This is a genomic window from Pseudonocardia terrae, from assembly GCF_021343995.1.
Lineage (GTDB): Bacteria > Actinomycetota > Actinomycetes > Mycobacteriales > Pseudonocardiaceae > Pseudonocardia > Pseudonocardia terrae.
In genome coordinates this window covers 52,953-77,034 of the sequence record NZ_JAJTTE010000020.1, presented here as the reverse complement: position 1 = coordinate 77,034, position 24,082 = coordinate 52,953, and the positions used below count along the sequence as shown (strand labels likewise).

At 71.5% G+C, this 24,082-nt stretch carries 20 protein-coding genes; 1 reads left to right on the top strand and 19 read right to left on the bottom strand.

The features are described from left to right. Nucleotides 1–40: 40 nt before the first annotated feature. Complete coding sequence (locus tag LWC33_RS15515) at nucleotides 41–970, top strand: ATP-binding cassette domain-containing protein (protein WP_233305089.1); 930 nt, start codon at nucleotides 41–43, stop codon at nucleotides 968–970. On the opposite strand, the gene LWC33_RS15510 is transcribed toward LWC33_RS15515, so the two are convergent. From LWC33_RS15510 to LWC33_RS15420, 19 genes are all read right to left on the bottom strand, one after another. Further along, a complete protein-coding gene (locus LWC33_RS15510; RefSeq protein ID WP_233305088.1) occupies nucleotides 967–1,179 on the bottom strand; it encodes a hypothetical protein in 213 nt (70 codons plus the stop codon). The two genes, LWC33_RS15515 and LWC33_RS15510, sit on opposite strands and share 4 nt — an antisense overlap. Next, nucleotides 1,176–2,636, bottom strand: coding sequence for a peptidyl-prolyl cis-trans isomerase (locus LWC33_RS15505; protein ID WP_233305087.1), 1,461 nt, complete (start codon nucleotides 2,634–2,636; stop codon nucleotides 1,176–1,178). The genes LWC33_RS15510 and LWC33_RS15505 overlap by 4 nt, the downstream gene beginning before the upstream one ends. After that, nucleotides 2,633–4,963, bottom strand: coding sequence for an MMPL family transporter (locus tag LWC33_RS15500; protein ID WP_233305086.1), 2,331 nt, complete (start codon nucleotides 4,961–4,963; stop codon nucleotides 2,633–2,635). Before LWC33_RS15500 ends, LWC33_RS15505 begins: the two co-directional genes overlap by 4 nt. Nucleotides 4,964–4,974: 11 nt before the next feature. Continuing rightward, complete coding sequence (locus LWC33_RS15495; RefSeq protein ID WP_233305085.1) at nucleotides 4,975–6,288, bottom strand: MlaD family protein; 1,314 nt, start codon at nucleotides 6,286–6,288, stop codon at nucleotides 4,975–4,977. Nucleotides 6,289–6,299: 11 nt separating this feature from the next. After that, nucleotides 6,300–7,502 (bottom strand): MlaD family protein, encoded by a 1,203-nt coding sequence (locus tag LWC33_RS15490; RefSeq protein WP_233305084.1) that lies wholly within the window; start codon nucleotides 7,500–7,502, stop codon nucleotides 6,300–6,302. A 56-nt stretch (nucleotides 7,503–7,558) separates the two neighbouring features. Continuing rightward, nucleotides 7,559–8,905, bottom strand: a complete 1,347-nt coding sequence (locus LWC33_RS15485) for an Mce/MlaD family protein (RefSeq protein ID WP_233305083.1) — start codon at nucleotides 8,903–8,905, stop codon at nucleotides 7,559–7,561. Then, entirely contained in the window at nucleotides 8,905–10,221 is a 1,317-nt protein-coding gene (locus LWC33_RS15480; RefSeq protein ID WP_233305082.1) for an MlaD family protein, read from the bottom strand. Before LWC33_RS15480 ends, LWC33_RS15485 begins: the two co-directional genes overlap by 1 nt. Beyond that, nucleotides 10,221–11,591 carry an MlaD family protein gene (locus tag LWC33_RS15475; protein ID WP_233305081.1) on the bottom strand — a complete coding sequence of 457 codons (1,371 nt, stop codon included), beginning with the start codon at nucleotides 11,589–11,591 and terminating at the stop codon, nucleotides 10,221–10,223. Before LWC33_RS15475 ends, LWC33_RS15480 begins: the two co-directional genes overlap by 1 nt. After that, a complete protein-coding gene (locus tag LWC33_RS15470) occupies nucleotides 11,588–12,850 on the bottom strand; it encodes an MlaD family protein (protein WP_233305080.1) in 1,263 nt (420 codons plus the stop codon). The genes LWC33_RS15475 and LWC33_RS15470 overlap by 4 nt, the downstream gene beginning before the upstream one ends. After that, entirely contained in the window at nucleotides 12,850–13,716 is an 867-nt protein-coding gene (locus LWC33_RS15465; protein ID WP_233305079.1) for an ABC transporter ATP-binding protein, read from the bottom strand. The genes LWC33_RS15470 and LWC33_RS15465 overlap by 1 nt, the downstream gene beginning before the upstream one ends. A gap of 59 nt (nucleotides 13,717–13,775) precedes the next feature. After that, nucleotides 13,776–14,654, bottom strand: coding sequence for an ABC transporter permease (locus LWC33_RS15460; RefSeq protein ID WP_233305078.1), 879 nt, complete (start codon nucleotides 14,652–14,654; stop codon nucleotides 13,776–13,778). A gap of 12 nt (nucleotides 14,655–14,666) precedes the next feature. Next, on the bottom strand, nucleotides 14,667–15,524 hold the full coding sequence (locus LWC33_RS15455; protein ID WP_233305077.1) for an MlaE family ABC transporter permease: 858 nt from the start codon (nucleotides 15,522–15,524) through the stop codon (nucleotides 14,667–14,669). Between the two features lie 180 nt (nucleotides 15,525–15,704). Continuing rightward, complete coding sequence (locus LWC33_RS15450) at nucleotides 15,705–16,259, bottom strand: hypothetical protein (protein ID WP_233305076.1); 555 nt, start codon at nucleotides 16,257–16,259, stop codon at nucleotides 15,705–15,707. Continuing rightward, nucleotides 16,225–17,481: a LuxR C-terminal-related transcriptional regulator gene (locus LWC33_RS15445; protein WP_233305075.1), complete on the bottom strand. Its 1,257-nt coding sequence runs from the start codon at nucleotides 17,479–17,481 to the stop codon at nucleotides 16,225–16,227. The genes LWC33_RS15450 and LWC33_RS15445 overlap by 35 nt, the downstream gene beginning before the upstream one ends. Before the next feature lie 294 nt (nucleotides 17,482–17,775). Further along, on the bottom strand, nucleotides 17,776–19,365 hold the full coding sequence (locus tag LWC33_RS15440; RefSeq protein ID WP_233305074.1) for a YfjI family protein: 1,590 nt from the start codon (nucleotides 19,363–19,365) through the stop codon (nucleotides 17,776–17,778). Next, on the bottom strand, nucleotides 19,362–19,940 hold the full coding sequence (locus LWC33_RS15435; RefSeq protein WP_233305073.1) for a bifunctional DNA primase/polymerase: 579 nt from the start codon (nucleotides 19,938–19,940) through the stop codon (nucleotides 19,362–19,364). Before LWC33_RS15435 ends, LWC33_RS15440 begins: the two co-directional genes overlap by 4 nt. Nucleotides 19,941–20,054: 114 nt before the next feature. Then, nucleotides 20,055–20,513 carry a DUF6262 family protein gene (locus LWC33_RS15430; RefSeq protein ID WP_233305072.1) on the bottom strand — a complete coding sequence of 153 codons (459 nt, stop codon included), beginning with the start codon at nucleotides 20,511–20,513 and terminating at the stop codon, nucleotides 20,055–20,057. A gap of 2 nt (nucleotides 20,514–20,515) precedes the next feature. Further along, nucleotides 20,516–22,789: a tyrosine-type recombinase/integrase gene (locus LWC33_RS36040; RefSeq protein ID WP_233305071.1), complete on the bottom strand. Its 2,274-nt coding sequence runs from the start codon at nucleotides 22,787–22,789 to the stop codon at nucleotides 20,516–20,518. Beyond that, nucleotides 22,786–24,054 (bottom strand): tyrosine-type recombinase/integrase, encoded by a 1,269-nt coding sequence (locus tag LWC33_RS15420; protein WP_233305070.1) that lies wholly within the window; start codon nucleotides 24,052–24,054, stop codon nucleotides 22,786–22,788. The genes LWC33_RS36040 and LWC33_RS15420 overlap by 4 nt, the downstream gene beginning before the upstream one ends. Between the last annotated feature and the right edge of the window lie 28 nt (nucleotides 24,055–24,082).

Below are 24,082 nucleotides of genomic sequence, written 5' to 3'. Positions count from 1 at the left end.
GATTGCTACCGTCGGCCGACACGACCATCGGAGGCCGTCGATGCCTGCGCAACCAGGTCCCGGCGTCGAGCTCAGCCGGGTCACGACCGTCCTCGATGGCGACCCGGTGCTCGTCCGGCTCGGTCTCCGGCTCGCTCCCGGGTCGGTGACGGTGCTGATGGGACCCTCCGGGGCCGGCAAGACCACCCTCGTGAACCACCTCGCCGGGCTGCGCGCGCCGGACGCGGGCCGGGTCCGGATCGACGGCGAGGACGTCTTCGCCGCGAGCGAGGACCGACTCCGGGCCCTGCGGCGCGACAGCGGCGTGCTGCTCGGCGGGTCATCGCTGTTCGACACCTCGCTGTTCGGCTCCCTCACCGCGTGGGAGAACCTCGGCTACGGCCTCGGCGAGCGCGGGATCGGCGAGGCCGAACGCGACCGCAGGGCAGTGCGCCTGCTGAGTTCCCTGGGCCTGGAGCAGTGGAGGGACGCGCTGCCCTCCGCGATGCCCGCGCACGCCCGCCGGCGGCTCGCGCTCGCCCGCGCGCTCGCCCCGGAGGCGCGGCTGCTCGTGCTCGACGAGGTGGAGACCGGGCTGGACGGCCCGCACGCCGCCGGGCTCGTCGAGGTCATCCTCGACCAGCATGAGCGCACCGGCGCCACCGTGCTGGTGACGACCCACGATCTCGGCCTGGCCCGGGAGCTGGGCGGCACGCTCGCGGTGCTCTGCCACGGCCGCATCGTGGGTGCGGGCCCGGCCGAGGCCCTGCTGCGGGGCATCGACGACGGTGCCGAGTTCGAGCGCCGGTTCGTCGGCGGGGACGTGGGCGGGCCCCCCACCCTCGCCGACGCCCACCGAGCTATCGGCGAGGACGACGAGCCGCGGACCTGGGAGATCGACCAACGGATCATCCTGGTCGCGGCGGCGGCGCTGATCGTCGTGGCGACCCTCGCCGCGCTCTACCTGATCGGCCCGCCGAGCGGTTCTTAGAGGAACGGGGCCGCGACGCCCACGACGACCATGCAGGCCCCGACCACGAAGCAGACCGTCGCGCCGCGACGGAGCACCGCCGTGCGGTGCTCGACGTGTTCGGCGGGCATGCCGGGGACGGCGCCGAGCGAGCTCGCGTTGCGCCGTCCCCACCAGCCCATGGAGCCGACCGCGAGGCCGAGCACCACGAAGATCGCGACGACGGTCACCCGCCGCCCCCGGGCGCGAGTGGCGCGGCGGGCACCGCGGTGTCCGGCTGGGCGGAGCCCGGGGCGGGAGCGGCACCCGGCTGGGCGCCGGTCGGGATGGCGAGCGGGTCCGCGGGGGTGTAGTCCTCCGCATAGCGGACGTCGCCGTCCTCGAGCGCCTGGCGCATCCAGGCGCCCCACGCGTCGACCCGGCGGTCGAAGTCCACCAGCTGGCGGAGCTTGTCCTTCACCTGGTCGAACTGGGCCGGTGTCCCCGGCGTCACGGAGACGACCTGGCCGACGTTCCAGCCGAACTGGTTCTGCAGCGGGCCGAACACCTGGCCCGCCGGGGTCCCGAAGGCGGCCTTGCCGTAGTCGGACTGGAGCTGGTCGGCACTCACCGTGCCGAGGTCGCCGCCCTTGTCCCGGGTGCTGGTGTCGATGCTCGACGACCGGGCCAGCTCCGCGAAGTCCGCGCCGCCTCGGAGCTTGTCGGCGATCCGGTTCGCGGCGTCCTGGTTGGTCACCACGATGTTGCGCAGCGCCCGGGTCTCCGGGACCCCGAGCCGGTCCGCGTACCGCGGGAAGGCGGCCTGGACGTCCTCGTCGGTCGTGGTGACGTCCTCGGTGACCTTCGTGAACAGCGCGCCGACGGCCATCTGCTGGCGGATCTCGTCGAGCACCTTGTCCTCGGTGGTCCCGACGTTGCCGAGCACCTTGACGAAGTCGTCATGGGCCGTGGGGCCCGGGCCGAGCTGCTGGGTGATGTAGCCGTTCAGGGTCTCGCGGACCTTGGTGTCGGCCACCCCGACGCCGAGCTGCTGCGCCTGGCCGTCGAGCACCAGCGACACGGCGACGGCCTTCGCGGCGTCGCGGCGGAACGCGTCGAGCTTGGCGGGGTCCCCGGTCGGGGCCTGCACGCCGTAGAGGGCGTGCAGGGTCTGCACGCGGTCGTCGAGCTCGGCGACGGTCACGACGCGGTCGCCCACGGCCAGCGCCGCTCCCTCGGGGAGTGCGGTGGCGCGATACCAGACGAACCCGCCGACGCCGGCGAGCAGCGCGAGCACGACCACCCCGGCCACGATCCGACCCGGCCACGTCCGCGGGACGCGGGGGTGGCGGACCGCGTGCACGCTCCGGTGGAGGATCCGCCCGGCGGCCGAGCGGGAGCGCTCCGCGGGCTCGGCCGTCTCGGCGGCGTCGCTCCCGGCGGACTCGGCGGACTCGGCGGACCCGGCGGCCTCGGAGTCGGTCTCGCCGGACTCGGCGGCGGGCTCGCCGGACTCGGCGGCGGGCTCGCCGGACTCGGCGTCGGTCGCAACGGCCTGCTCACCGGCCTGGGCGTCCGCGCCGACCTCGGTCGCGTCGCCGGCGGCGCCCTCGGCGGGCGTGTCGGGGGTGTCGGGGCTGTCCGCGCCGGGGGCGGTGGCACCGACCTCCTCAGCGCCGGTGTCGTGCCGGTCTTCGTCGACCTTCATGGGGAGACTCCTACGAGCGGGGGCGTGTCGGAGGACGCGTCCGGTCCGGCATCGTCCGGCCGGGACGCGGGGAGCGGGGGGTGCACCGCGACGACGAGCCGCGCGGCGAGGGCGGAGAGCAGGACCGAGCCTGCCAGCAGAAGACCGAACTCCCGCATCACGGCCAGCTGCGACACGGCGAGGACCGCGAACCCGGCGCCCGCTGTGAGCGCGGCCAGGGTGACCGCGGTCCGCAGCCGCTTGTCGCCGTGGCGTGCAGCGTCGCACATCATCACCGTGAACTCGCACCCGACGGCCGCGGTCAGCGACCCGAGCGCGACGGTCAGCGGGTTCAGCGGCGTGCCGGAGGCCCAGAGCAGCAACAGCTCGGTGCCGGTGGCCAGCACCGCTGCCGCGACCGCACGGGTCGCGTCGCTGCGCCTGCGCAGGCCCGCGAAGAGCACCGCGCCCGCGGCGACCAGGCCTGCGAGGCTCGCGAGGTAGCGGTCCGCCGAGACCAGGTCGTAGCCCTGGACCGCCACGGTGGGCAGGCCGGAGAGCTCGACGCGGTAGCCGGGCGGCGGGGCGGGCAGCTCGGCGTTCAGGGCGGTGGTGAGGTCCCGGAGCCGGTCGAGGTCGTCGAGCCGGACGCCGAAGGACATCGTCGACACGCGGGCGTCACCGCGGACGACGGCGTTGGTCAGGTACGGCGGAAGGAGACGGATCCCGGCGTCGATCTGCTCCTGGGTGGGCTCGGTCCCCAGGAACCCGAGCATGCCGGTGGCCGACAGGGCGGGGCGGGCCTCGTCGCCGTGCGACCGCACCACGGTCTGCTGCGCCTCGTTCATCCAGGCCCAAGCCTCGGGGCTCAGGACGGAGTGGCCGTCGTCCGCGGTGAGGACGACCGAGAGCTCGCCGCCGCTGCCGAGGACCTCCTCGACGCGGTTCGCGTCCGCCACCGCGGGCAGGCCCGAGGTCAGGTCGTCGATGCTGGTCTGGAGGGTGAGGAAGGGCAGTGTCGCCCAGCCGCCGAGGGCGATGGCCCCGGCCGCGACGGTCGCACCGATGCGGGCGCGCCGGGACGGGCGGGGCCGGGCGACGGCGGCGGGGGACGCGGGAGCGGGGTCCGCCCTCCGGAACGCGAGCCACCCCAGCGCGACGGCGAACACGATGCCGATCGCGAGCGTGAGGCCCAGGTCGCGGACGAACGGCAGCGGCGAGAACGCCAGGGTGGCGAAGCCCGCCGTCGTCCCGCCCGCCACGACGAGCACGGTCCGTGGCCGCGCGCCACGGGCGAAGTACGTGGGGTAGAAGGTCCCCAGGCCGATCAGGACCGGCAGGAAGGCCACCACCCCGAGCGACACCGGGCGACCGAGCCAGCCCAGGACCGCGACCGTCAGCGCGGTGGCGGCGAGGGTCACGGCGAGCGGGGCGAGCCGCCGTCGGCGGGCGGTCCACGGCACCAGGAACAGGCAGAGGGCGATGGCGCCCACCGCGATCCCGCCGATCAGCGGGATCTCGCGGTCCACGGCCTGTCCGAGCGCCGCCACGATCCCCGGCACCCCCGAGACCGTCACGTCGGCGGCAGGCATGCCCTGGGCGACGGCCCCGTCGACCGTCTCGCGGACCGCCGCGACGAGCCGCTCGGTGGCGTCCTGGGACAGACCCTCACGGGGCCGGATGAGGATCGCGACCGAGTGGTCGTCCGGCACGACGTAGCGCCACTGGGGCCGCGGTTCGCCGGAGGGGTTGTAGAGCACGTTGTCGATGAAGCGCTGGTTGCGCAGCGTCGGCAGCCCGACGGGGAGGCCCTGCACGATCAGCGGGCCGTAGCGCTGGTCGAAGTCCGCGACCGCCCGCTCCCCCGCCGCCGCGGCGGCGGCTTCGGACGCGCCCTGGGCACGAGCCTCGTTCGCGGCGAAGGTCCGCAGGCCGTCCCGGCGGCCCGTCAGCTCCGCGAGCAGGCGCTGGGCCTGCGCAGAGAGCTGATTGAGCGTGGTGGCGGGTCCGTAGACCGAGGCGACGTCGGGGAGCCGGGACAGCTCCCCCTCCGCTCCGAGGAGCTGGCCTATCGCGTCCCGCTGCAGGAGTGCCGACCGCTCGTCGGAGCGGAGCAGGACCACGAGGGGGTCGCCGCCGAACGAGGCCGCGAGCTCGGAGTAGCGCTGCACCGACGGGTCCGACGAGGGGAGGAAGGACTCCACCCCGGTCTCGACGTCGACCCGGGCGAGCCCGGCGACGCCGAACACCGCCACCAGCACCACGGCGAGCACGCCCGCCAGGCGGCGCCGGGTGGGGCGCAGGGCGGGAACCGCCCTACGCCACAGCCCGGACGCCACCTCGTTCACGGCCGACCTCATCAGTTCCCGGTGGTCGACGGTTCGTCGACCTGCGGCGGCGGGCTGTCGTCAGGAGGGTTGTCCTGGGTACCCGGCCGCGGGTAGGGGTCGTTGTCGTCCAGCGGGGCGAGCTCGTTCATCGGCACCGGATTGCCCTTGAACGACTGGGCGTGGAACACCGGCATGACGCGCAGCAGCGTGCCGTTGGTGTCGCCGCGCGACACTGTCCATCCGAAGCTGGTGAAGAACTGGTACAGGTCCCCGCCGTAGGGCTGAAGGTACTTCAGCATCGGGTTGAGCTGCGCCAGTGCCTTGTCGGCGTTCGGCATCAGGTCGACGAGGTCGTCGGACAGCACCGGAACGCGGTCCAGCGTGGCCGGGGCCTTGTCCAGGGTCTGGTCCAGCGCCGGCAGCAGGGTGCGTAGGTCGCCCGTCGTCGCCGGGAGCTCGTTGAGCGCCGCATTCAGCGAGGGCGCGGCCCGGTCGAGGTTGTCCGCGACCGGCTGCAGGCCGGTGGCCAACCGCGACAGGTCGTCACTCGCGTCCTTCGCCGTGGTGAGCACGCTCGGCAGCTTCCGCATGACGGTCTGGATGTCCTCGGAGCTGCCCGACGTCGCCTGCGTCACCAGGTTCGCGTCGCTGACCAGCTCCGCGATCTGGCCGCGCCGGGTGTCCAGCGCTGCCAGCACCTTCGTGGTGTTGGCCGAGAGCTCCTCGAGCTGCGCGGACTGCGCCGACAACGCCTCCAGCGCCGTGCCACCCTCGCGTCCGAGCGCGCCGAGCCCGTGGAGGGCCCCGGAAACGCCGTCCTGGGTGCCCGCGGTCGCGGCCCCCAAGGACTGGAGGGTGCCCGCCAGAGCGACCCGCTTGTCGTCCGGCAGCGCCCGGACGACGTCGTCGATCGTGACGGCTGGCTGGACCGCGCCCTCCGGGAGGACGCTGTCGTCCGGGAGTACGGGGCCGGTGCCGTCCTGGAGGGACACGTAGGTCTCCTCCACGAGCGTCTTCGCGTTGATCCGGCCGTTGACGCCCTCGTGGAGGGGGAGGACCTTGTCGTCGGTGATGTTCGCGACGACCGCGGCCTTGCCGTCCGCCGTCGGTGTGACCGACTCGACCTCGCCGACGATGATGCCGGCCACCGTGACGTCGCTCTGCGGGACGAGGTTGTTGACCTGGTCCACGTCGAACTTCACCTGATAGGCCTTCTGGGTGTAGAGCGGCACGTAGCCGCCCACCGAGGTCCAGAAGTAGAGGAACACGAAGCCCGAGAGGGCGACGAACGCGACGAGGATGCCCGTCCGGATAGCTGGGAGCGCGGAGTACGAGATCTTCACGGGGCCACCTCCTAGCGCGGGGTCGGCGAGAGCTCGGAGGCTCCCGGGATCGGCAGGGTCGCGTCACCGAACTGCAGCAGCCCGCGGAGGATGCCGCCGTTCGCGTCTTGCATGCTCGTCACGGACGCCGTCTGGTAGACGAACGCCTCCAGGTCGGGCAGGTACTGGACCAGCCCTGCCGTCACCGGGTCCAGCCGACCCGAGATGGACTGCAGGTCGGGCATCGAGCCGTTGAGGTCCGCGACGAAGGGCCGCAGGTCGGCCGCGAAGGGCTTCAGCTTCTCCGCGACCGGACGAGCCTTGTCGACCGTCGTGTCGAGGGTCTCGACCGTGTCGGTCAGACGGTTCAACGAGCCGGGCAGCGTCTCGGTTGCGGCCAGAACGTTGTCGAGTGTCGGGTCGAGCTGGTCGCTGAGCTGCTGGACGCTCCCGGTGGCCGATCCCAGCTGGTCGACGACGCCGGGCAGCTGGTTGAGGCTGTCCCGTAGGGCGACGCTCTGGTCCGAGACCGCCTTCAGCGTCGTCTGCAGCGAGTTCGCGAGGTCGGTGAGCCGCGCGTCGTCCCCGCCCAAGGCGGTGGAGAGCTGGGACACCGAGGTGACCAGTCCTGCCAGCCGCTCGCGACGGGTGTCGAGCTGCTCCACGACCGGCTTGAGGTTCTTGACCACCTCGTCGGTCGCCGCGAGTCCGCCCGGCAGGTCCTCCGGCGCGTTGGCCAGCGCGACGTCCGAGGCCTCCAGCAGGCTCTGCACCGCGGCCAGCGTGTTGGTGTCCAGGTGCGACAGCGCGGCGTCGACCTGCACGGGGGCCTTGGCCCGGCCCAGCGGGAGTACCCCGTAGTCCGGCAGGGCGTGGCCCTGCGGGGTGCCCGGGTCCATTTCGATGTACATCTCGTTCAACGGGCTCTTCGGCCGAAGCACGACGGTGGCGTTGTCGTACACCGGGTCCGCATAGAGGTTCTTGTCGATGGCCAGCAGGACCTTGGCGTGGCCCTGCTCGTCGAGCTCCGACTCGCGGATGTCACCGACGGGCACGCCGGCCATCCGGACCTCCTGGCCGCGGCCCGGCGCGAGCGCCGGCGCCTCGTCGAAGGTCGCGTAGACGAACGTCCGCGCCTCCCACGGCACGGTGAACCGCTGCTGGCTGAGGATGTAGCCCCCGCAGATGATGCCGAGGACGAGCACCACCACCAGCGCGATCACGTTGCGCCCCATGCCGGGCTCGTTGCGAACCCGGTCGAACCCTCGTCTGAGGGCGGACACGCCTGCCATCACCGCTCTCCCGTTCCGTGGAACAGCTGCTGGTACATCGCTTCGAGGCTGACCGGGCCGGACACCGTGCCGATGCCGGGGCCCGGGTGGAAGGCCACCGCGTGACCGTTCGGGTCCACGTAGGCGCCCGCCTTGGCGAGGCCGGTGAACATGTAGCCGATCTCCGTGTAGAAGGGGTTGTCGCCCTGCGTGTACTGGTACGGGCCGGTGCCCTGGTAGCCGCTGTACAGAGCGTCCCGAACCGGGCCGTTGAGCCGGTCGAGGACCGGGCCCTCGATGTCGTCGAGGACGCGCGTCGCGCCCGCGCTCGTCGGGACCAGGTCACCCACCAGCGGACGGGTGTCCTGCAGGGCGACGCGTAGGTCCGCCACGAGCGGACGGGCGTCGGCGAGCACCGGCTCTGCCGTCTCGAGCAGCCCGTCCAGCTCCTGGACGGCGGGCCGCGCCGGCCCTGCCGTGTCCTTGAGCCGGTCGAGGCTGCCGTCGAGGCGGGTCAGACCCGCGTTCGTGGTGTCCAGCGTGGCCGGGAGCATGCCGATCGCGTCGGCCACCGGCTGCGCGGTGTCCGCAAGGACGCCGCTGGTGTCATTCAGCGTCGCGATGATCGCGTCCAGCTGGCCGTCCTGCTTCGTGAGGACCGCGGAGGTCTTCTGAAGGTTGGTCACCAGCGCGGGCAGGTCGACGTCCGGTCTGGTGCCGCGCAGGGCGTCGAGGGCACCCCCGGCGGGGACCAGCGTGCCGGGGGCGTCCGCGAGCAGCTTGTGCAGCTCGTCATTGCCGCCCGCCGCGCCGAGCGTGGTGTCGAGCTGGGTGACCGCGGCCTTGGCGCCTTCGAGCGCGTCGGGCTGCAGCCGCTCGGCGACGTCGTCGACCTCGGTGGGGAGCCGGGTGCGGTCGACCGGGATGTCCTCGGTCCACTCCGACGTCTTGTCCCCGCCGGGAACGATCTCGATGTAGAACAGACCGCTGAGCAGCGTCGTCGGGCGCAGACGAGCCGACGGGGTGTCCCCCGCCGCTTCGATCACGGCCTTGTCGACGACGAGTGTGACGTCCGCACCACCGTCCGCGGCGGGCACGACGCTGTCCACGACGCCGGAGTCGACGCCAGCCAGCTTCACCTTGCTGGTGTCCTCCAGCAGGAACTGGTTGGCGGCGAAGTGCACGTGCCGCACCTGGTCACCGCCGAGGACGGCGAACCAGGTGGTCAGCTGGGGCTTACCGATCGCGGCGATCAGCGACCCGATGACCAGGCCGAAGACGATCAGCGCGACGACGGCGGTGGGGAGTCGCTTCTTCTGCTTCGGCTTCTTCGCCGCCGCCGGCGGCGGAGGGGTCTGCACGGACATCAGTTACCTCCACCGAGGGGGAGCGGGAGGATGCCGTTCGACGCCTGGTTCGGGACCTCACCGGGACCCGGGTAGGCGTCGCCCTGACGGAGCGGATCGGCAAGTCCTGCGGCCCCCGACACGCTCTCCACCCGCGGCAGCAGGGTGAACCGAAGCCAGTGGCCCGCGGCGTCACCGTCGGAGAGGGCGAAGCCCGCGTTGGTGAACCACTGCGCGATCTCCGGTGCGTACGGCGCCAGGACCTGCAGCGGGGTGTGCGCGAAGTCGACGGCCTCGGTGACCTTCGGCGCCACCGGCTGGGCGTCGGTGAACGCGGGGGTCAGCGAGCCGAGCGCAGGCTCAGCCGTGTCCGCGACCCCGGGTAGCTTGTCGAGGGGCTGCGGCGCCTCGGTGAGCACGCCCCGCAGGTCCGGGGTCGCGTCGCCGAGCGAGCGGGCCCCGGGCTGCAGCTGGGTGACTGCGGAGGTCGTGGTACGTAGCGGCTGCTGCAGATCGACCAGGGCCTTGCGGACCTCGGTCATCGCCACGGGCGCGACATCCAGGGTCTTGCCCAGTGCGTCGCCGTTGTCGGCGTTCACCGCGGCGAGAGTCGTGTCCAGCTGGCCGACGAGCTCACTGATCTCCTGCTGCCTGCCATCGAAGCGGGAGCTGAGGCTCTCCAGCGACCGCAGCATGGCGGTGAGGTCCCGCCCGTCGTCGACCGACAGCGAGCGGGCCGTCGTGCCCAGGTCAGGCAGAATCTGCGGGGAGGCGGCCAGGAAGTCCTGCAGGTCCTGGCCGTGTCCCGCCGCACCGTTGCCGACCTGCTGCAGGGTGGTGCGGGCACCGTCCTGGGTGGCCGGGTCGAAGACGCCGGCCAGGTCCAGCAGCTGGACGGATCCGAGCGAGCGGTCCGCGGGCAGCACGTCGTCCTCGCCGAGCTCGCCCGCGGCCGGGGTGCCTGGGTCGACATCGAGGTAGAGCTGACCCAGGCCGGACCGGCCGACCACTCCGGCCCGCGCGTCCTTGTAGATGGGCGAGTCGACGTCGTCGATCTGCATGGTGACGACGGCCTGGCCGTCCTGCAGCGCGATGTCGTCGACCCGACCGACCCGGACCTGGGCGAACCGGACGTCGTTGCCCACCGCGAGGTCACCGACGTCGGAGACGGCGACCTTGCGGTAGGTGTGCGGCTCGAACGGCAGCCCCTTCGGCGCATTGAGCGCCACGTAGAGGAAGAACAGCGCGCCGACCGCCATGAGCACACCGATCACAGCCGCCCGTGAGCGGGCGTTGCGGGCCTTGCGGGCCGCGGCACCAGCTGACGTCTGTGCCATCACTTACCTCCCAGGAGGAAGCCGAGCGCGCCGCGTTCCTGCTCCGGCTCGAGACCGGTGGCACTTCCGCTCGGGTCGGGCTGGCCCTGGAGCAGGCCGCCCGGGGTGGGCAGGTCATCCGGCCGGGGGGCGGGCGTCTGGATCTGCGGGTCGGGTGTCGGGTCGGCCCCCGGCAACTGCGCCGTGGAGGGCAAGCCGCCGGGCAGGAACCCGGACACCGCATCCGGGTTGACGACGAAGTTGGCCCGGAAATAGTGCGAGAGGCCGTCCTTCTGGTTGGTGGTCAGCGCCCAGTTGCGGATGAAGCCGAGGACGCCGCCGAGGTTGCCCTGCAGCTCCCCGACGATCGGCTCGGCGCCGTCGACGGTCTCACGCAGGTCCGGACCCGCCGCACGCAGCGACGCGGCGACCGGCTGAGCGGCGTCGAGCAGCTCGCTCGCCCGATCGAGCACCGGGTCGGCCGAGGCCAGCGCCGGGTCTGCTGAGTCCGCGAACGCCTGCAGCTCCTGGCTGATGGCAACGAGGTTGTCCGTGGTGGGTCGCAGGTTTCCCAGGGTCACCGAGGCCGACTGCGCCGTCCCGGTGAGGTCAGCCAGTGTCTGACGGGCCGCCGCGAGGGTCGAGGGGAGTTCGGTCAGGGTGGCGCGCAGCTGCGCGTCCCGCCGGGCGGTCGTCGCGAGCAGCGACTTCGCCGAGCCGACGAGCCCGTCGAGCTTCTTCCCGTCGTCGGCCGCCAGGGCCGACGTCACCGGCTGGACCTGGTCGACGACCCGGCCCAGCAGCTCGTTCTGGTCCGACAGCACCGAGACGAGCTTGTTCGTGTCGCCCATCGCGGGGGCCAGGGCGGCGAGGGTCTTCTGGATGTTCTCGCCGTTGTTGTCGGCGCCCTGACCGAGCGTCGTGACCAGCGAGGCGAGCCCCGCCGCCGTCGGGTCGTCCAGCGTGTCGAGGATGTCCTGCAGGTCCTGGGCCTGGCCGGTCTTGTCGGCGGTGATCGACTGGTTTCGCGGCAGCTCAGGAGCACCCGCACTGCCGGGGTCGAGGTCGATGTAGCGCTCACCCAACAGGCTCAGTGGCGCCACCCTGGCCGTCGCGTCCGTGTGGACGGGCAGCGCCCGCGCATCGACGTGCAGCGGCACCAGGGAGATCTTGCGGTCCGGCAGGTAGCTCGGCTCGCCGATCTCACCCACCGTCACGCCCTTCACCTTGACCTGCTGGCCGGCGAGGATCGGGCTGACGTCGGCGAACTCGGTCATGATCACGCGGCCGTCGTCCTGAGCAGCGTCGAGGCCCGAGGCCGCGCCGGTCGCGGCGACCAGCGCCACCGCCGCCACGGCGACGATTTTCGCCTTGGAGATTCCGAGACTCATCGGGGTCCCTCCCCGCCGGCGTCGACCGGGCCGTTGCCCGCGGTGTCGAGGGCACTGAACGGCGCCGGTGCGTCCTCGTGCTGGATCCCCGGCGGGGTGACGCCCGGGTTCACATCCGGGCTGGTGGTGCCCTCCTGGGCGAAGATGCGCATGTAGCGGCCGTTCGAGTCGTAGTTCTGGCCCGCACCGCCCCAGTTGGTGAGGAAGCTGGTGACGTCCGGCGTGTAGGGCCGCAGGAAGTCCAGCGCCGGGGTGTAGGCGTCCGCCGCGGTGCTCAGCCCCGGCAGCGCGCCGTGGGCGGAATCCAGCAGCCCCGGAGTGCGGTCCAGCAGCAGGGACGCCGACTCGAGCGTCGGCTTCAGGTCCGCGACCAGGGGGCGCAGATCGGCGAGCAACGGCGCGAGCTGCTCGGACACGCCCGGGAGCTTGGCGGTGGCCGACTCCAGGTCGGACAGCAGCGGGAGGGTCTCCTCGGTGACACCGGGGACCCGACCGAGCGTGCCCTGCGCGATGTCGAGCGTGCTGGGCAGCTTCTGCAGGGCGGCCCGGAGCTGCTCACGTTGAGCGGCCATGGCCTTCGAGCTGGTGGACAGGTCGGTGACGACCCCACTCAGTGCATCCTGCCGGTTCGCGATGGTCGCCATCGTCGAGTTCAGGTCCGTGACGAGGGCGTTGATCGCGGGCCCGTCGGTCCCGATGCCCCGAAGCACCTCGCCGACGGCCGCGAGTGCCGGACCCGCGGTCTGCAGGGTGCCGTTGAGGTCCTGCTCGTGCCCCTTCACGGTGGTCTGCAGGGTCTCGGTCAGCGAGCCGAGCTTCTCCCGGGTCGCCGGGTCGAGCGCAGCCAGGATGTCGGCGACCTCGGTCGGCTTGGGGAAGTCGCCCTCGACCATGCCGCCGCTGGGGATCTCCGCGTTCTCCTTCGGACCGTCCTCGATGAACAGCAACCGTTCACCGACGAGCGCCTTCCACTGCACGTGGAAGAACGCCCCCGCGTGCAGAGGGGCGAGGTCGCGGTCGAGTGACACCGTGATGACGGCCTGGTTGTTCTCGGGCTCGATGGTCTCGATGGAGCCCGCCTCGAAGCCGTCGATGTAGACGGGCGCCCCCTCGATGAGGTTGGGGTTGCCGGCGGGCATGACGGCGGTGACCGTGTAGCGGCCGCCGCCGCTGAACGCGAGGACCAGGCCGGCCACCAGGAGCAGCGCGAGCACCCCCGCCACGATCGGGACGACCGGGCGGGTCTGGGGGGCGGCCATCAGTCCATGCCCAGCGGGCCGGCGGACTGTCCCGCGAGGAACTGCTTCACGAACGGGTCCTGGTGCTCGAACGCCTCCTGCGCCGGCCCGTAGTGCACGACCTCGCCCTTCCAGATGAGGCCGACGTAGTCGCTGACCTTCCGCGCGGTCTTGATGTCGTGCGTGACCAGCAGGTAGGTCCCGCCGTGCTGGTTGTGGACGTCCATGATGATGTCGCAGAGCAGGCTGGTGCGGACGGGGTCGAGGCCCGAGTCCGGCTCGTCGAAAAGCACGATGTCCGGGTTCATCACCAGGGCGCGGGCGAAGCCCGCGCGCTTCTTCATGCCGCCGGAGACCTCGTTCGGCGCCTTGTGGGCGGCCTTGCCGAGGCCGACCTCGTCGAGCGCCTTCATCACGATCTGCTCGATCTCCTTCTCCGACTTGCGCGTGTGCTTGCGCAGCGGGAAGGCGACGTTGTCGTAGAGGTTCATGGACCCGAACAGGGCCCCGTCCTGCCAGCAGACGCCGAAGCGGGTCCGCATGTCGTACCGCTCGTTCTCGCTCATCGCCCAGATGTCCTGGCCGCCGACGCGGACCTCGCCCGCGTCCGGGGCGAGCAGCCCGACGAGGTGCTTGATCAGCACCGACTTACCGGTACCCGAGGGGCCCAGGACGGTGGTGATGGCGTTGTGTTGGAACTCGAAGTTGATGTTCTTCAGGATCTGGGTCGAGCCGAAAGACTTCGCCAGGCCGCGGACCTGCAGGATCGGGTCGTCACCGTGGTGGAAGTCGCGAGTCTCGAGCGACCAGCCGGGGCCGCGCGTGGGCGCCTGAGCAACGGCCGAGAACTGCTCGGTGGGCGCGTCGCGGTGCATGGGGGAGTTCACGGGGGTTCTCCAGGGGAGCGGAGCCGGGCGGCGGCGGGGAGCAGTGCCCGGGCAGCGAATCAGTTGGCGATGGGCGAGTTGGCGTCGAGGCCCCAGAAGGCCAGCGTGCCGATGGTGCCGATGACCGAGATCAACACAAGGTTGATGATCATCGACTTGGCCGTCGCGCGGCCCACTCCGACGGGACCGCCACGTGCGTTGTAGCCGTAGTAGAGGCCGACACCGACGATGACGATCGACTCGGCCATGATCTTGCACATCACGGCGAACGAGTCGTAGGGACTCTGGTAAAGCCAGAACAGGTAGAGGAAGCCACCTGGTGAGACACCACCCAGGTTGACGACCGTGATCAGGTACATTGCGCAGTAGAGGATGGCCAGGCCCACTGCGTACATGAATGGGACCGCGATGATGGTGGCGGCGATGCGGGTGCCTACCAGGTAGGACTTGGACTTGATGCCCATGACCTCCATGGCGTCGACCTCGTCGGCAATGCGCATCGAACCGATCTCCGCGACGAAGCCGCAGCCGACCTTCGCGGCGAGAATCCAGCCCCACATGTAGACCGAGAGCTCGCGGAGCCCGCAGTAGGCGTCGAACACCGCGGAGTAGAGCGGGGCACCGATCTGCTTGAGCGTGTAGCTGGCCTCCAGGCCGCACTGCCCGCCCATGATGAACATCATGAACCAGATGATCAGCGCGGAGCTGAAGATCATGACCCCGGCCTGGCGGAACACCTCGGGGACGTAGCGCCGGAACATGTCCGGGAAGTCCTTGACGGTGTCGGCCGTGAACCGGCCGATGTCCCCGGCCTCCTCGAAGCCGTTGCGGATCCGCGTCGTGATGGCCGAGAAACCGAGGTCCACGTCCTTGGGCGCCGGCGCCTTCAGCTGCGGGGCCGGGTCACGAGGGCCGTTCCGGTCGTCGAGCATGGTCATCGGACGGCCTCCTTACTTGTAGACGCTGATCTGGGGGTTGAGGCCCAGCAGCGTGAGGGTGAAGACGAAGTTGATGACCCAGATGCCGGCGAAGGCGATGACGACCGCTTGGTTGACGGCCTTGCCGACGCCGATCGGGCCGCCCTTGGCGTTCAGCCCCACGTAGGAGCACACGACCCCGATGATCAGGCCGTAGAGCGCGCACTTCACGACGCTGCCCCACAAGTCCGCGGTGTTCAGCAGGTCGAACAGGCTGCCGTAATAGGCGGCATAGCTGGCGTCGAAGATCGGCCCTGCCGCGACCCAGCCGCTGGCCAGCCCCACGACCAGCGCCATGATGTCGAGGACCGCGGTCATGATCACGCAAGCCAGGACCCGGGGCAGGACGAGCGTGCGGATCGGGTCGACGCCGAGGACCTCCATGGCGTCGATCTCGTCGCGGATCCGGCGCGCACCGAGGTCCGCCGTGATCGCGGTGCCGACGACGCCCGCCACGACCATGCCGTTGATGAACGGCGCGAACTCCCGCACGCTCGCGAACTCGAAGAACGAGCCGAGGCGGTAGGGGATGCCGAAGACGTAGAAGATGGCGCCACCGGTCAGCCCAGGGGCGCCGAACCCGAAGCCGAAGGCGGCCAGCGACATCGGCAGCCAGGTCAGCTTCAGGATGTCGAAGCACTGGTCTCGGACGTCGCCCCAGTAGCCCACCGGGTGGCGGACCGCCATGACGAAGACCTTGACCATCAGCTGCCACATCTCGCCGGCCGTCACGAACGGTCCGACGACACGGCTCAGGCCGCCTCCCGCCTTACGGCGCGGCGGCGCGGCAGCCCGGGCGGGCTGCTGGGCGATCGTCCCAGGCGCGGTCATCGCTCTCCCTTGAGTCTGTCCGATAGTCACCCTGAGTAGTCGGATGACGGCGGACTGCGTCTAGTGGGAGTCTGTCCAACCGGTGGCGTGGGGCACACCTCCCGTTGGGGGCGTATACCCCTCCCCCTTGAGGGGTAGAAGAGGCCGCCAACGAGCGGGAAGGCACAAGGTTACGGGTGTTCAGGGGGCGATTTTGCGCACTGCCGCGAGGTAGCCGGCAGCACCGAGTGGGCCTACGGCCACGAGGCCGATCGCTCCTCCGACGACCGTTCCGAGAGGAGTCAGGAGAGGCACGAGCACGCCGCCCAGAACGATGAGCATGATTGCGCTGAGTACATGAAGTCGCCGCCACTCACGATCGCGCCACAGCCGGATGACGCCCACGACGGTCGTGACACCAAGGGTCAGAGCGGACGCACCGAGGAGGTGGATACACGTCCACGACGGCGGCGCCGCACGCTTGCCGGCGGGCGCGGCGGGGACGCCGCCGGACCCGGCGGCGAGATCTTCGGGCTGGCCGAGGGCGGCCAACGCGGCGGCCACGCGGGCAGGCGCCGGGTCGCCGCCCACCTCGCGGGCGACGGAGGTCCACACCAACGCACGCAGGTCAGCCCGGACCGATCGGCGGTGGCCCCGACTCGCGCGGTCGAGGCGTGCGAGATAGGCGTCGACGGTCGCCGGGACGGCGACCGGGTCCGGCTCAGCGCCAGGCGTCACCGGGGTTGGTGTGCTCACGCTGCATCCCCTGCCCCATCCGCAGCCAGTGCGAGACGGCTTCCGCGCGGTTGGCCGCGCCGAGCTTCCGCAGGACGTGCTTGACGTGCGACTTCACGGTGCCCTCGGAGATGACGAGGCGTCGGGCGATGCGGGCGTTGGTGTCTCCCGCCGCCATGAGCCGGAGCACCTCGACCTCGCGCCGGGTCAGAGTGGGATCGACTGGTGCATGATGCAGGAACTGCTCGACCCCCGCCGTCACGCGGGGACGGCGCGAGTCCGCCTGGAGCACCGGCTCCTCGATCCCCCACGGACAGGGCGCGCCCGTGTCGTCGCGCGCCTCCGAGACCCTCCGGGTGAGGCTGTCCATGTCCGAGCGGATCCCGTCGAGCCGGTCGAGGACCATGGTGCGGGACAACGCCTGGCCGAGTCCCTCGGTGTACATGGCGAGAACCTGCCGGTCCGCCTCGTCGAGGTTGCGCTGCTGGTAGTAGCAGTCGACGTGCACGAAGCCCGCCACCTCGCCCTTGATCATGATCGGGGCGGCCGAGTAGCTGCGGGACATCGAGGCGTCGGCGATGGGGCGGTGCACACCGGGCCGGTCCTGCACCTGGTCGACGAGGATCGGCGTCCGGCGGCGCACCATCTCCGTCTCCACCAGCGTCCCGTTGAGGACCTGTGGCTGGGCACGCCCGACCTCGAGGATCTCCTCGGCCCACTGGGTGTCCCTCTCGACGTGCACGCGCTCGGGGATCCAGAGCGAGTCCTCGACCCGGGAGATGATCGACCGGTCGAAGCCGAGGCTGCACGCGGTGACGGGTGCCAGGTCGACGAGGGCCTTGCTGCTCTTCGCCTCGCCCAGCATCGCCAAAGCGTCCCGGACCCGTTGAAAGGCCTGGTCCCGGTAGCGGACCTGCGCGACAAGGATGCGCTCGTCGACCTCCTTGACCGACTGGAGTAGCGATACCAAGTCAGTGCTGACGGCTGCACTGCCTCCGGTCGCCGCGGCTGTCACCGTCGTGACGGCCGAGGTCCAGACGGCGCTGAGCACCGCCCGCGCCGAGGGGTAGTCGACGACGTGCTCGGGGTGCGGGAGCAGGTCGTCCGAGAGCTGACGGCGGGCGGCGAGCAGCAGCTCCACGACCTCGTCTGCCTGCGGCTTGGACAGCCGGTGCCCCTGCGCGACCCAGGACTCGCCGGAGTCCCGGCGGCGCATGAGCGCCACTCGCGTCTCTCCGTCCATACCGTCCTCCTCCTCGAGGTCAGCATCCGACAGCGACATCGCCGCTTGCTGCTACAACGACTCACCACTCGATCGGGTACGCCCGTTCCCGATCCCATGATCGGTATACCGTCAAGACTGACTGTAACCGCTGCAGCCGCACACGATGCCGGACTCCACCCCGTCGTGGCAAACCACCGAGTCCCGGTGCGGTCTGGGGATTGGGCCAGATCGGCGCGGCCTCGCCCCGGGCCGCGATGGCGGCTCCAGAAGCACTTGCCCTGCCGCAGAAGCCGCAGAAGCCGCAAAAGGTGTTCACCCCCGGAGTTCTGCGGCTTCTGCGGCTTTCGCGGCACGGGGATGGACCTCCCAGCGCGGTGAGGACGGGCGCCCGCCGGTCGGCGCAGCCGGTGCGGTGCTCCGAATGAAGCCGTGGGCTTCCAAGAGCGCCAGGGGAGCTTCAAGGTCGGTGACCTTCCGGAAGCGCGATCGGGACAGCCCGGTGAAGGCGTCCCGGCGGGTGAACCGCTGGGCGCCAGTGCGCCTGATCCAGTCCAAGACGGCGTGGGCGTCGTCAACGGTCGGATCCGCTCCCATGTGGTCGAAGACGGCGAGGGCGTGGCCGAGGAAGTAGTGGCCCAGTCGTGCAGCAGCGTCGACGCGGCGAGGCGGGATGGGCTCGCCCCAGCCGGTGGGGAGCACGTCGGCGACAAACAGCAGCCCTGCGAGGCGTGCGATCGCGCCGTTGAGTTTGGAGGCCCAGTCCGTCATGTGGGCCAGGTCGGCGTGCGGGGCCAGGCGCGGCTCGAGGCGCCGTTCGAGGTCGAGGACTTCGCGGTCGGCCTCGCGGCTCAACCGTAGACGGCGGGGCTCGTCGTGGTCGGCCAAGTGAAGGACGAGCCTGGTCAGGCGGCTGGCATAGGTATTGGCGATCGGAGCCGGGACCGCCGGCGCGCCGACCTGGCGGCGGCCCACGGTGTTCTCCGGCAGCGAGTAGAGGATCCGGGCCAGGAGGCCACGGCCGCGGAAGCCGGGCATCTTCGCAATGTCGGTCAGGACCTCGGGCTGCAGCGCCAGGCCGAGTGTCAAGGCGGGAGCTGCGACATGTTCGGCCGGGCGGCCCTTGCGGTCCACCCGCAGCAGGTCGCCTGCATGGCCCTTCAGGAAGACCTCAAGGGACGGAACGCCGCTTGAGTAGCGGCCGGCCAGAGTGGAGAAGATTCCACCCTCAGCCGACAGGACCGCGAGGCGGCCCTGTTGTTCGGCGAGCAGGGACGCGGCGGCTTCGGTGGTGACGTCGTCGGCGATCAGACGTGGCAGCGCGGGGACGGGCTTCTCGGCTTCGATAGTGGCGTCGGTGGCTGCCGCGAGGGCCTCGGCTCGGGCCGCAGGATCGCGCATGTTCGCGGCGTCGATCGAGCGCCGCTCGGCTTCCTTCACCACCATCTTGCAAGCCAGCTCCGCCTCCACGATCCGGGGGCGGGCGGCATCGATGAGCTGGCGCTCGGCCTCCAGCAGCGGTGCGGTCATCGCGGCGAACACTGCGCTCTTGCGTGAGCCGGGTGGCATCGCGACGACGGTGTAGAGGTTGAGCGGTTCGCGCCACCCGGGGCGGATCTCGACCTCGGCCCGCCCACCCGCAGCGGTGGAGAGCGCGGCGAGGGCGAGGCAGCCGGGCAGGTCGAGCGGGGTCTGGGTGAACTCGGCGACCGCCATGACCATGTCCGCCACCCACGGCGGTAGCGCGTCGACGGGGAAGGGCGGGACGAGGCGGCGCGGGGTCAGCGGCGTCGGATCGGCATCCCAGCCCTGGCTCTGCGGCAGGTCCTCGCCGTGGAGGGCGCGGAGGTGTCGGTCGGCGTCGAGGCCGTTGAGGATGTCGTTGGCGGTGCGACGCCTGGTCACGTCCGTCCCTCCAAGGTCGTACGGCGCGGAGTGCGAGACCCGGCGGACAGGCCCGAGCGGATGGTGCGGTCCGCCTCTCGCGGCGGGAGCCCGATCGCTGCGGAGGCTTCCGACAGGGCCGCTACTGCCAGCCCTTCCGTGAGCAGACCTGCTCCGACGAGCTGGCCTAGCGCGAACGCGGCGGCGTTCACGGTGTGATTGCGGCAGCCGGGCCGCGCGGCGAGGACTTTGCCCAGCTCACCGCGCAAGGCTGCGGCCACGTAGGCGGAGCGACGACCGACGACGTCCAGGAGCGGCGTGAAGTTCGCTCGGCGACCGCCCTTGGCCGAGTCCTTAGTGTCCCGGGCCTCGTGGTCGGTGAGGAGCGACGCCAACCAGGTGGGCAGCTGCGCGACCTCGGCGTCCGTCGCTCGGTAGCGGCGGCCGCGAACCACTGAACCGGCCGCGACCACGTAGCCGCCCTCCGCCCGCACGTCCACCAGCCAGCCGAGGCGACCGGCCGAGTTCCTAATCCGCGCATCCTTCGGGGCGGTGAAGTAGAGGTGCTCTCCCCCGGACGTTATCTGCCGATGCATCCTGAGCTTCTCCTGTTTGTGCTTGTCAGACGTGCCTTCGATAGCAGGGGCGGGAGCGATCGGATGTCGTCGCGTGCCTGCTGTCGCGGCCGCTTGAGGTGGTCGTGAGCGCTGTCAGAAGGGCGCGCGGTTCTGTAGTTCGCGGCGCAGGTCGAGGTTCTCTCCGTGAGCACGTTCGAGAGCGGCTCGTAGGGCGGTGACCTCGTCGCGGTGGGCCTTGCGAAGCCGGGCGAGCTCGGCGCTTAGCGCGGCGACCAGAGTCGAGGTCTGGGAGTTCTCGTCGGCCGACCCGCCGCCGGGTGAGGACGGTGCAGGGCTTTGTGCCGGTCGCCGACGCTGTCCGCGCAGGTGTTCGATCCGGCGGCGTAGCTCGGCGTTCCCGTAGAGAAACGTGTGGGAGACCGCGGCTTCGCGCCCGACCGCTTGAAAGGTGACCGGTTCGCCGCGCTTGCGCAGCGCCCGGATCGCCGTCTCCGCCGCGGCGAACTTGGCTGCCGAGCGAGCCCGGGCTGCCGCGGTGAGGACGTCAGTCCGGCGTGCGCGTCCCGGATCTTCGATCGTCGGGCCTGTCATGATCAGTCCGACTCCGCAGCTGTCTCGGGGGTGCTGCGCACGCGGGTGAGGTCAAGCTCGAGCGGGACCGGCCCGGTCGCAGCCCCAGCGCAGCCTCCGCCCTGCAAGGCACCGCCTGCGGGGGTCTCGTCCAGGGTGGCGAGCAGCCTGGTCAGGGCCTGCTGCTCGGCGCGTCGTTGCCGCAGCCAGACGTTGTCCTCGCCCATCTCGCGTCCGTGGCGTTGGGCGAACCTGGTCCGGCTGCGCTCGATCAGTGCGGTGGTCTCCTCGAGTTGGCGGCGCAGCGACTCGGTGTGGGTGTCGTCGGTGACGAACACCGAGCAGGTCAGGCAGGCGTTGCCCTTGTCGCAGTTCTGCAGGGGCGGGAGCATGCACCACCCGTTCGGCAGGAACCGGTCGGCTCGTTCGAACAGGTGCAAGTGGTCGTGGTCCTCTGCGGAGAACCGGACCCGGGTGCCGTCGGCTCGCAACTTCGCCGTGGCGAGGAAGGCCTGCTCGGCGTGTTCCTCGCGGGCGGCGACGTAGTGCATCGACATGGTCGGGGTGGCGTGCCCGGCGTAGCGCTGCAGCACCTTGATCGGCAGCCCGAGCTCGGCGAGGCGGGTCAGTCGGGTGTGTCGGAACCGGTGGGTGTGGTTGAGCGCCACCCGTCGCCCAGCCGCATCGGTGATCTTCACCAGGTCGCTGAACTCGCGCAGCCACCGGTTGTAGGTGCCAGGCGGGTAGGGCTTGGCGCCGTGGGCGTTGCTGATGCGCTGCGCGAACAAATAGCGCGGCTGCGCGACCTGAACGTTGTCCCTGATCCAACGCTGCTGCTCACCGATGACGGAGGCGACCTCGGCGTCGACGAGGATCGTGTCCGGCGCAATCTCGATCTTGCTTTGGGCGTAGCGGAACCGGAACACCTCACCCGCCCCGCCCGGCCCCGACGTGGGGCCCGGTGTGGCGCCCGAGGTGGCGCCGGGGGTTGATGCGGCGGACAGGCAGTCGAACTCGCAGGCGCGGATCTCGTTCTGCCGGCGCCCGGTGAGGATCTGGAGCAGGAACATGCGCATGGCCTGCGGGTCCCCGAACCCGTGCGCGAGGACCTCGCTGCCGTCCCCGCGCCGGATGAGCATCTGCTGGCTGCGGGGCAGGCCCAGCAGCGGGACCGCCGCGGTGATCTGGGCCAGGGCGTGGTCGTCGATGTAGTGGTTCGGGTTCAGATCGGGCGCTCGCGCGACCCGATGCTGCGCTCGAAGCCAAGCCGACGCGGTGTCGCCGACGTGTGGCCAGGGACCCATCCCGACACCGAGCCGGGCGAAGACCTCGACGGCCTCGCGGCGGTTGTCGGCCATGAACTCCAACAGCTCTGCCACCGCCTGCAGGTCGGAGTTGACCTGTCGCGGCTGCACTCGGGCGCGGTGGTCCTGTGGGCGTTCGGAGCGATGGGCCGGGTCGGCGACCCAGCGGGCGAACGCGGCCGAGAACCGTCCCGCCTCGTCCGCCCTGGAGATGACCTGGGTGGGGTCGTCGAAGGTGGTGCGCAGCCAGCGGTCGAACCGGACGAGCTGGCGGGCCTGCCCGATCGTCGACCAGCGCAACGTCCCGGCCTGCAGGCGGACGCCCAGATGCCACTTCACCGCGGTGCGCAGCCAGGCCAGCTCCACCCGCGCCGGGGTGATCCGGACCTGCCCGCGCGGTTCGCGGTCGCCCAACGGGATCCTGGGGTCGCAGCGCGGCACCCAGTCGTCGAGCTCCCACCACGCCCCGCGGTGGCAGGCCGCGACCAGAGCCCAGCGGGAGATCTGCATCAACGACCGCAACCGGGCCCGGGCCGGCGGCGAGGGCAGCCGCCCCCACCGGTCGGCGTAGAACCAGCCCAGCAGCCATTCCGCAGCCTGCGGGGTCATCGTCCGCATCGACGTCGGGATCGACCGGTTCTGTCGGTGCGCGCGACGAATGGCCAAAGCGAGCTGGTTGATCGGCTGGATCGCCACTCGGGCCCCGTCGACGTGCTGCTGCCAGTGCGCCATCCAGGCCAGCTCGGCGGCGAAGGGCTCAGGCAGACCGGCCAGCCGCAGCACCGGGGGCTCGGTCCAGCCCGGCAGGCCGTCCCACTCCGGGATCCCGGCGATCCTCGGGCCCCGCCAACGCTGCGGCAGCGCCTCCCAGAGCGCCCAGATCGGGTCGACCCACCCATCGCCAGCGCCGTCCTCCGCCCTGTCCGCCGCGCTGACCCGCAGCTCCACCGCGCTCTCGGTGAGACGTTCGGGTCCCGGGCCGATCGCCGTCACCGCTGCTCCTGCCCGCCGCTCGCAGCGGCATCCGCGCCGACACCTGCGGCGACGCCTGCTGGGTCGAGCGACCAGCCGGTGACGTAGCGGGTCCAGTTCGCCGCGGCGCGCAGCGCGACGTCCTCGCAGACCCAGCCGTAGAGATCCAGGGTGGTCTGCACGTGTGCGTGCCCCAGGCGCCGCGACACCACCCAGTCCGGGGTGCCCGCCAGCAGCAGCGCGGTGGCGTGGGTGTGGCGCAGCCAGTGCGGGGTCCAGCCGGGCGGCCCGATCCCGCGCCGTCGCAGCGCAGTGACCTTGTCGCGGACCGTGCCCTCCCGCAGCATCCCCAGCAGCGGCTCGCGGGTCAGGTTGACCAGCAGCGGCCCGTCGGGACAGAGCACGACGCCGAGCTCGTCGGCCCGACAAGCCAGCTCGGCGAGGTAGTCGACGAACAGCCTCTCTAGATCCGTCCCGACATAGACCCGTCGTGGGCGCATCATCTTCACCCGCGCCCCGTTCGGGTTGTCCGCCCGCGGAACGACCTCGACGAACGGTGTCCCGCCGCGGCCCATGACGAAGTCGCTGATCCGCAGCCCCAGCACCTCGCCCAGCCGCATCCCGGTCTCGGCCAGGACCGCGAACAGCAGCCGGTCCCGCAGGCTCCCCCGCCAGAACCCGGTCTGGCGGTCGAGGACCGCGCAGCCGTCCAGCACCGCCTGAACCTGCTCGGGCAACAGCAACGGCGGCCGATCGGTCGACCGGACCGGACGCACCCGCACCAACGACGACCTGCCGCCCCAGCCCGACCCCCGGCCCGACGAGCTGCGCGAGCCGGTGCGCCGGTCCAAGTGCGCCAACAACTCCCGCCCGCTCGCCCGACGCAGCGTCCCGCGCAGCAGTCGATCGGCCACTCCGACGTCGAACACCGCCTTCTGCCACCGATAGAACGACACCACCGCCGCCAGCCTCGCCGCGACCGTCCGATCCGAGGGCCCGGCCGACGACACCGGTCCGCTCGTCGCGCGCCCGGTCCGCTGCCAGGACACGAACGCCGTCACCGCGGGCACTCCGACCTCGCCCCAGCCCTCGACCTGCCCCCGCTGCTCGAGGAATGTCCACCACTGCGCCAGCGCCGTCGCATAGCCGCGGACCGTGTTCGGCGACCACAAGTGCCGATGCGCCTCCAACCAGACCTCGACCGGCGACACGGTCGCGTACTGCTCGTCGATCACCGACCATGTCCGCTCCCCCGACGCCGGCCGGACCGCGATGCTGCTCGCCACGACCCGACATGCCAACGTCGATGACCGA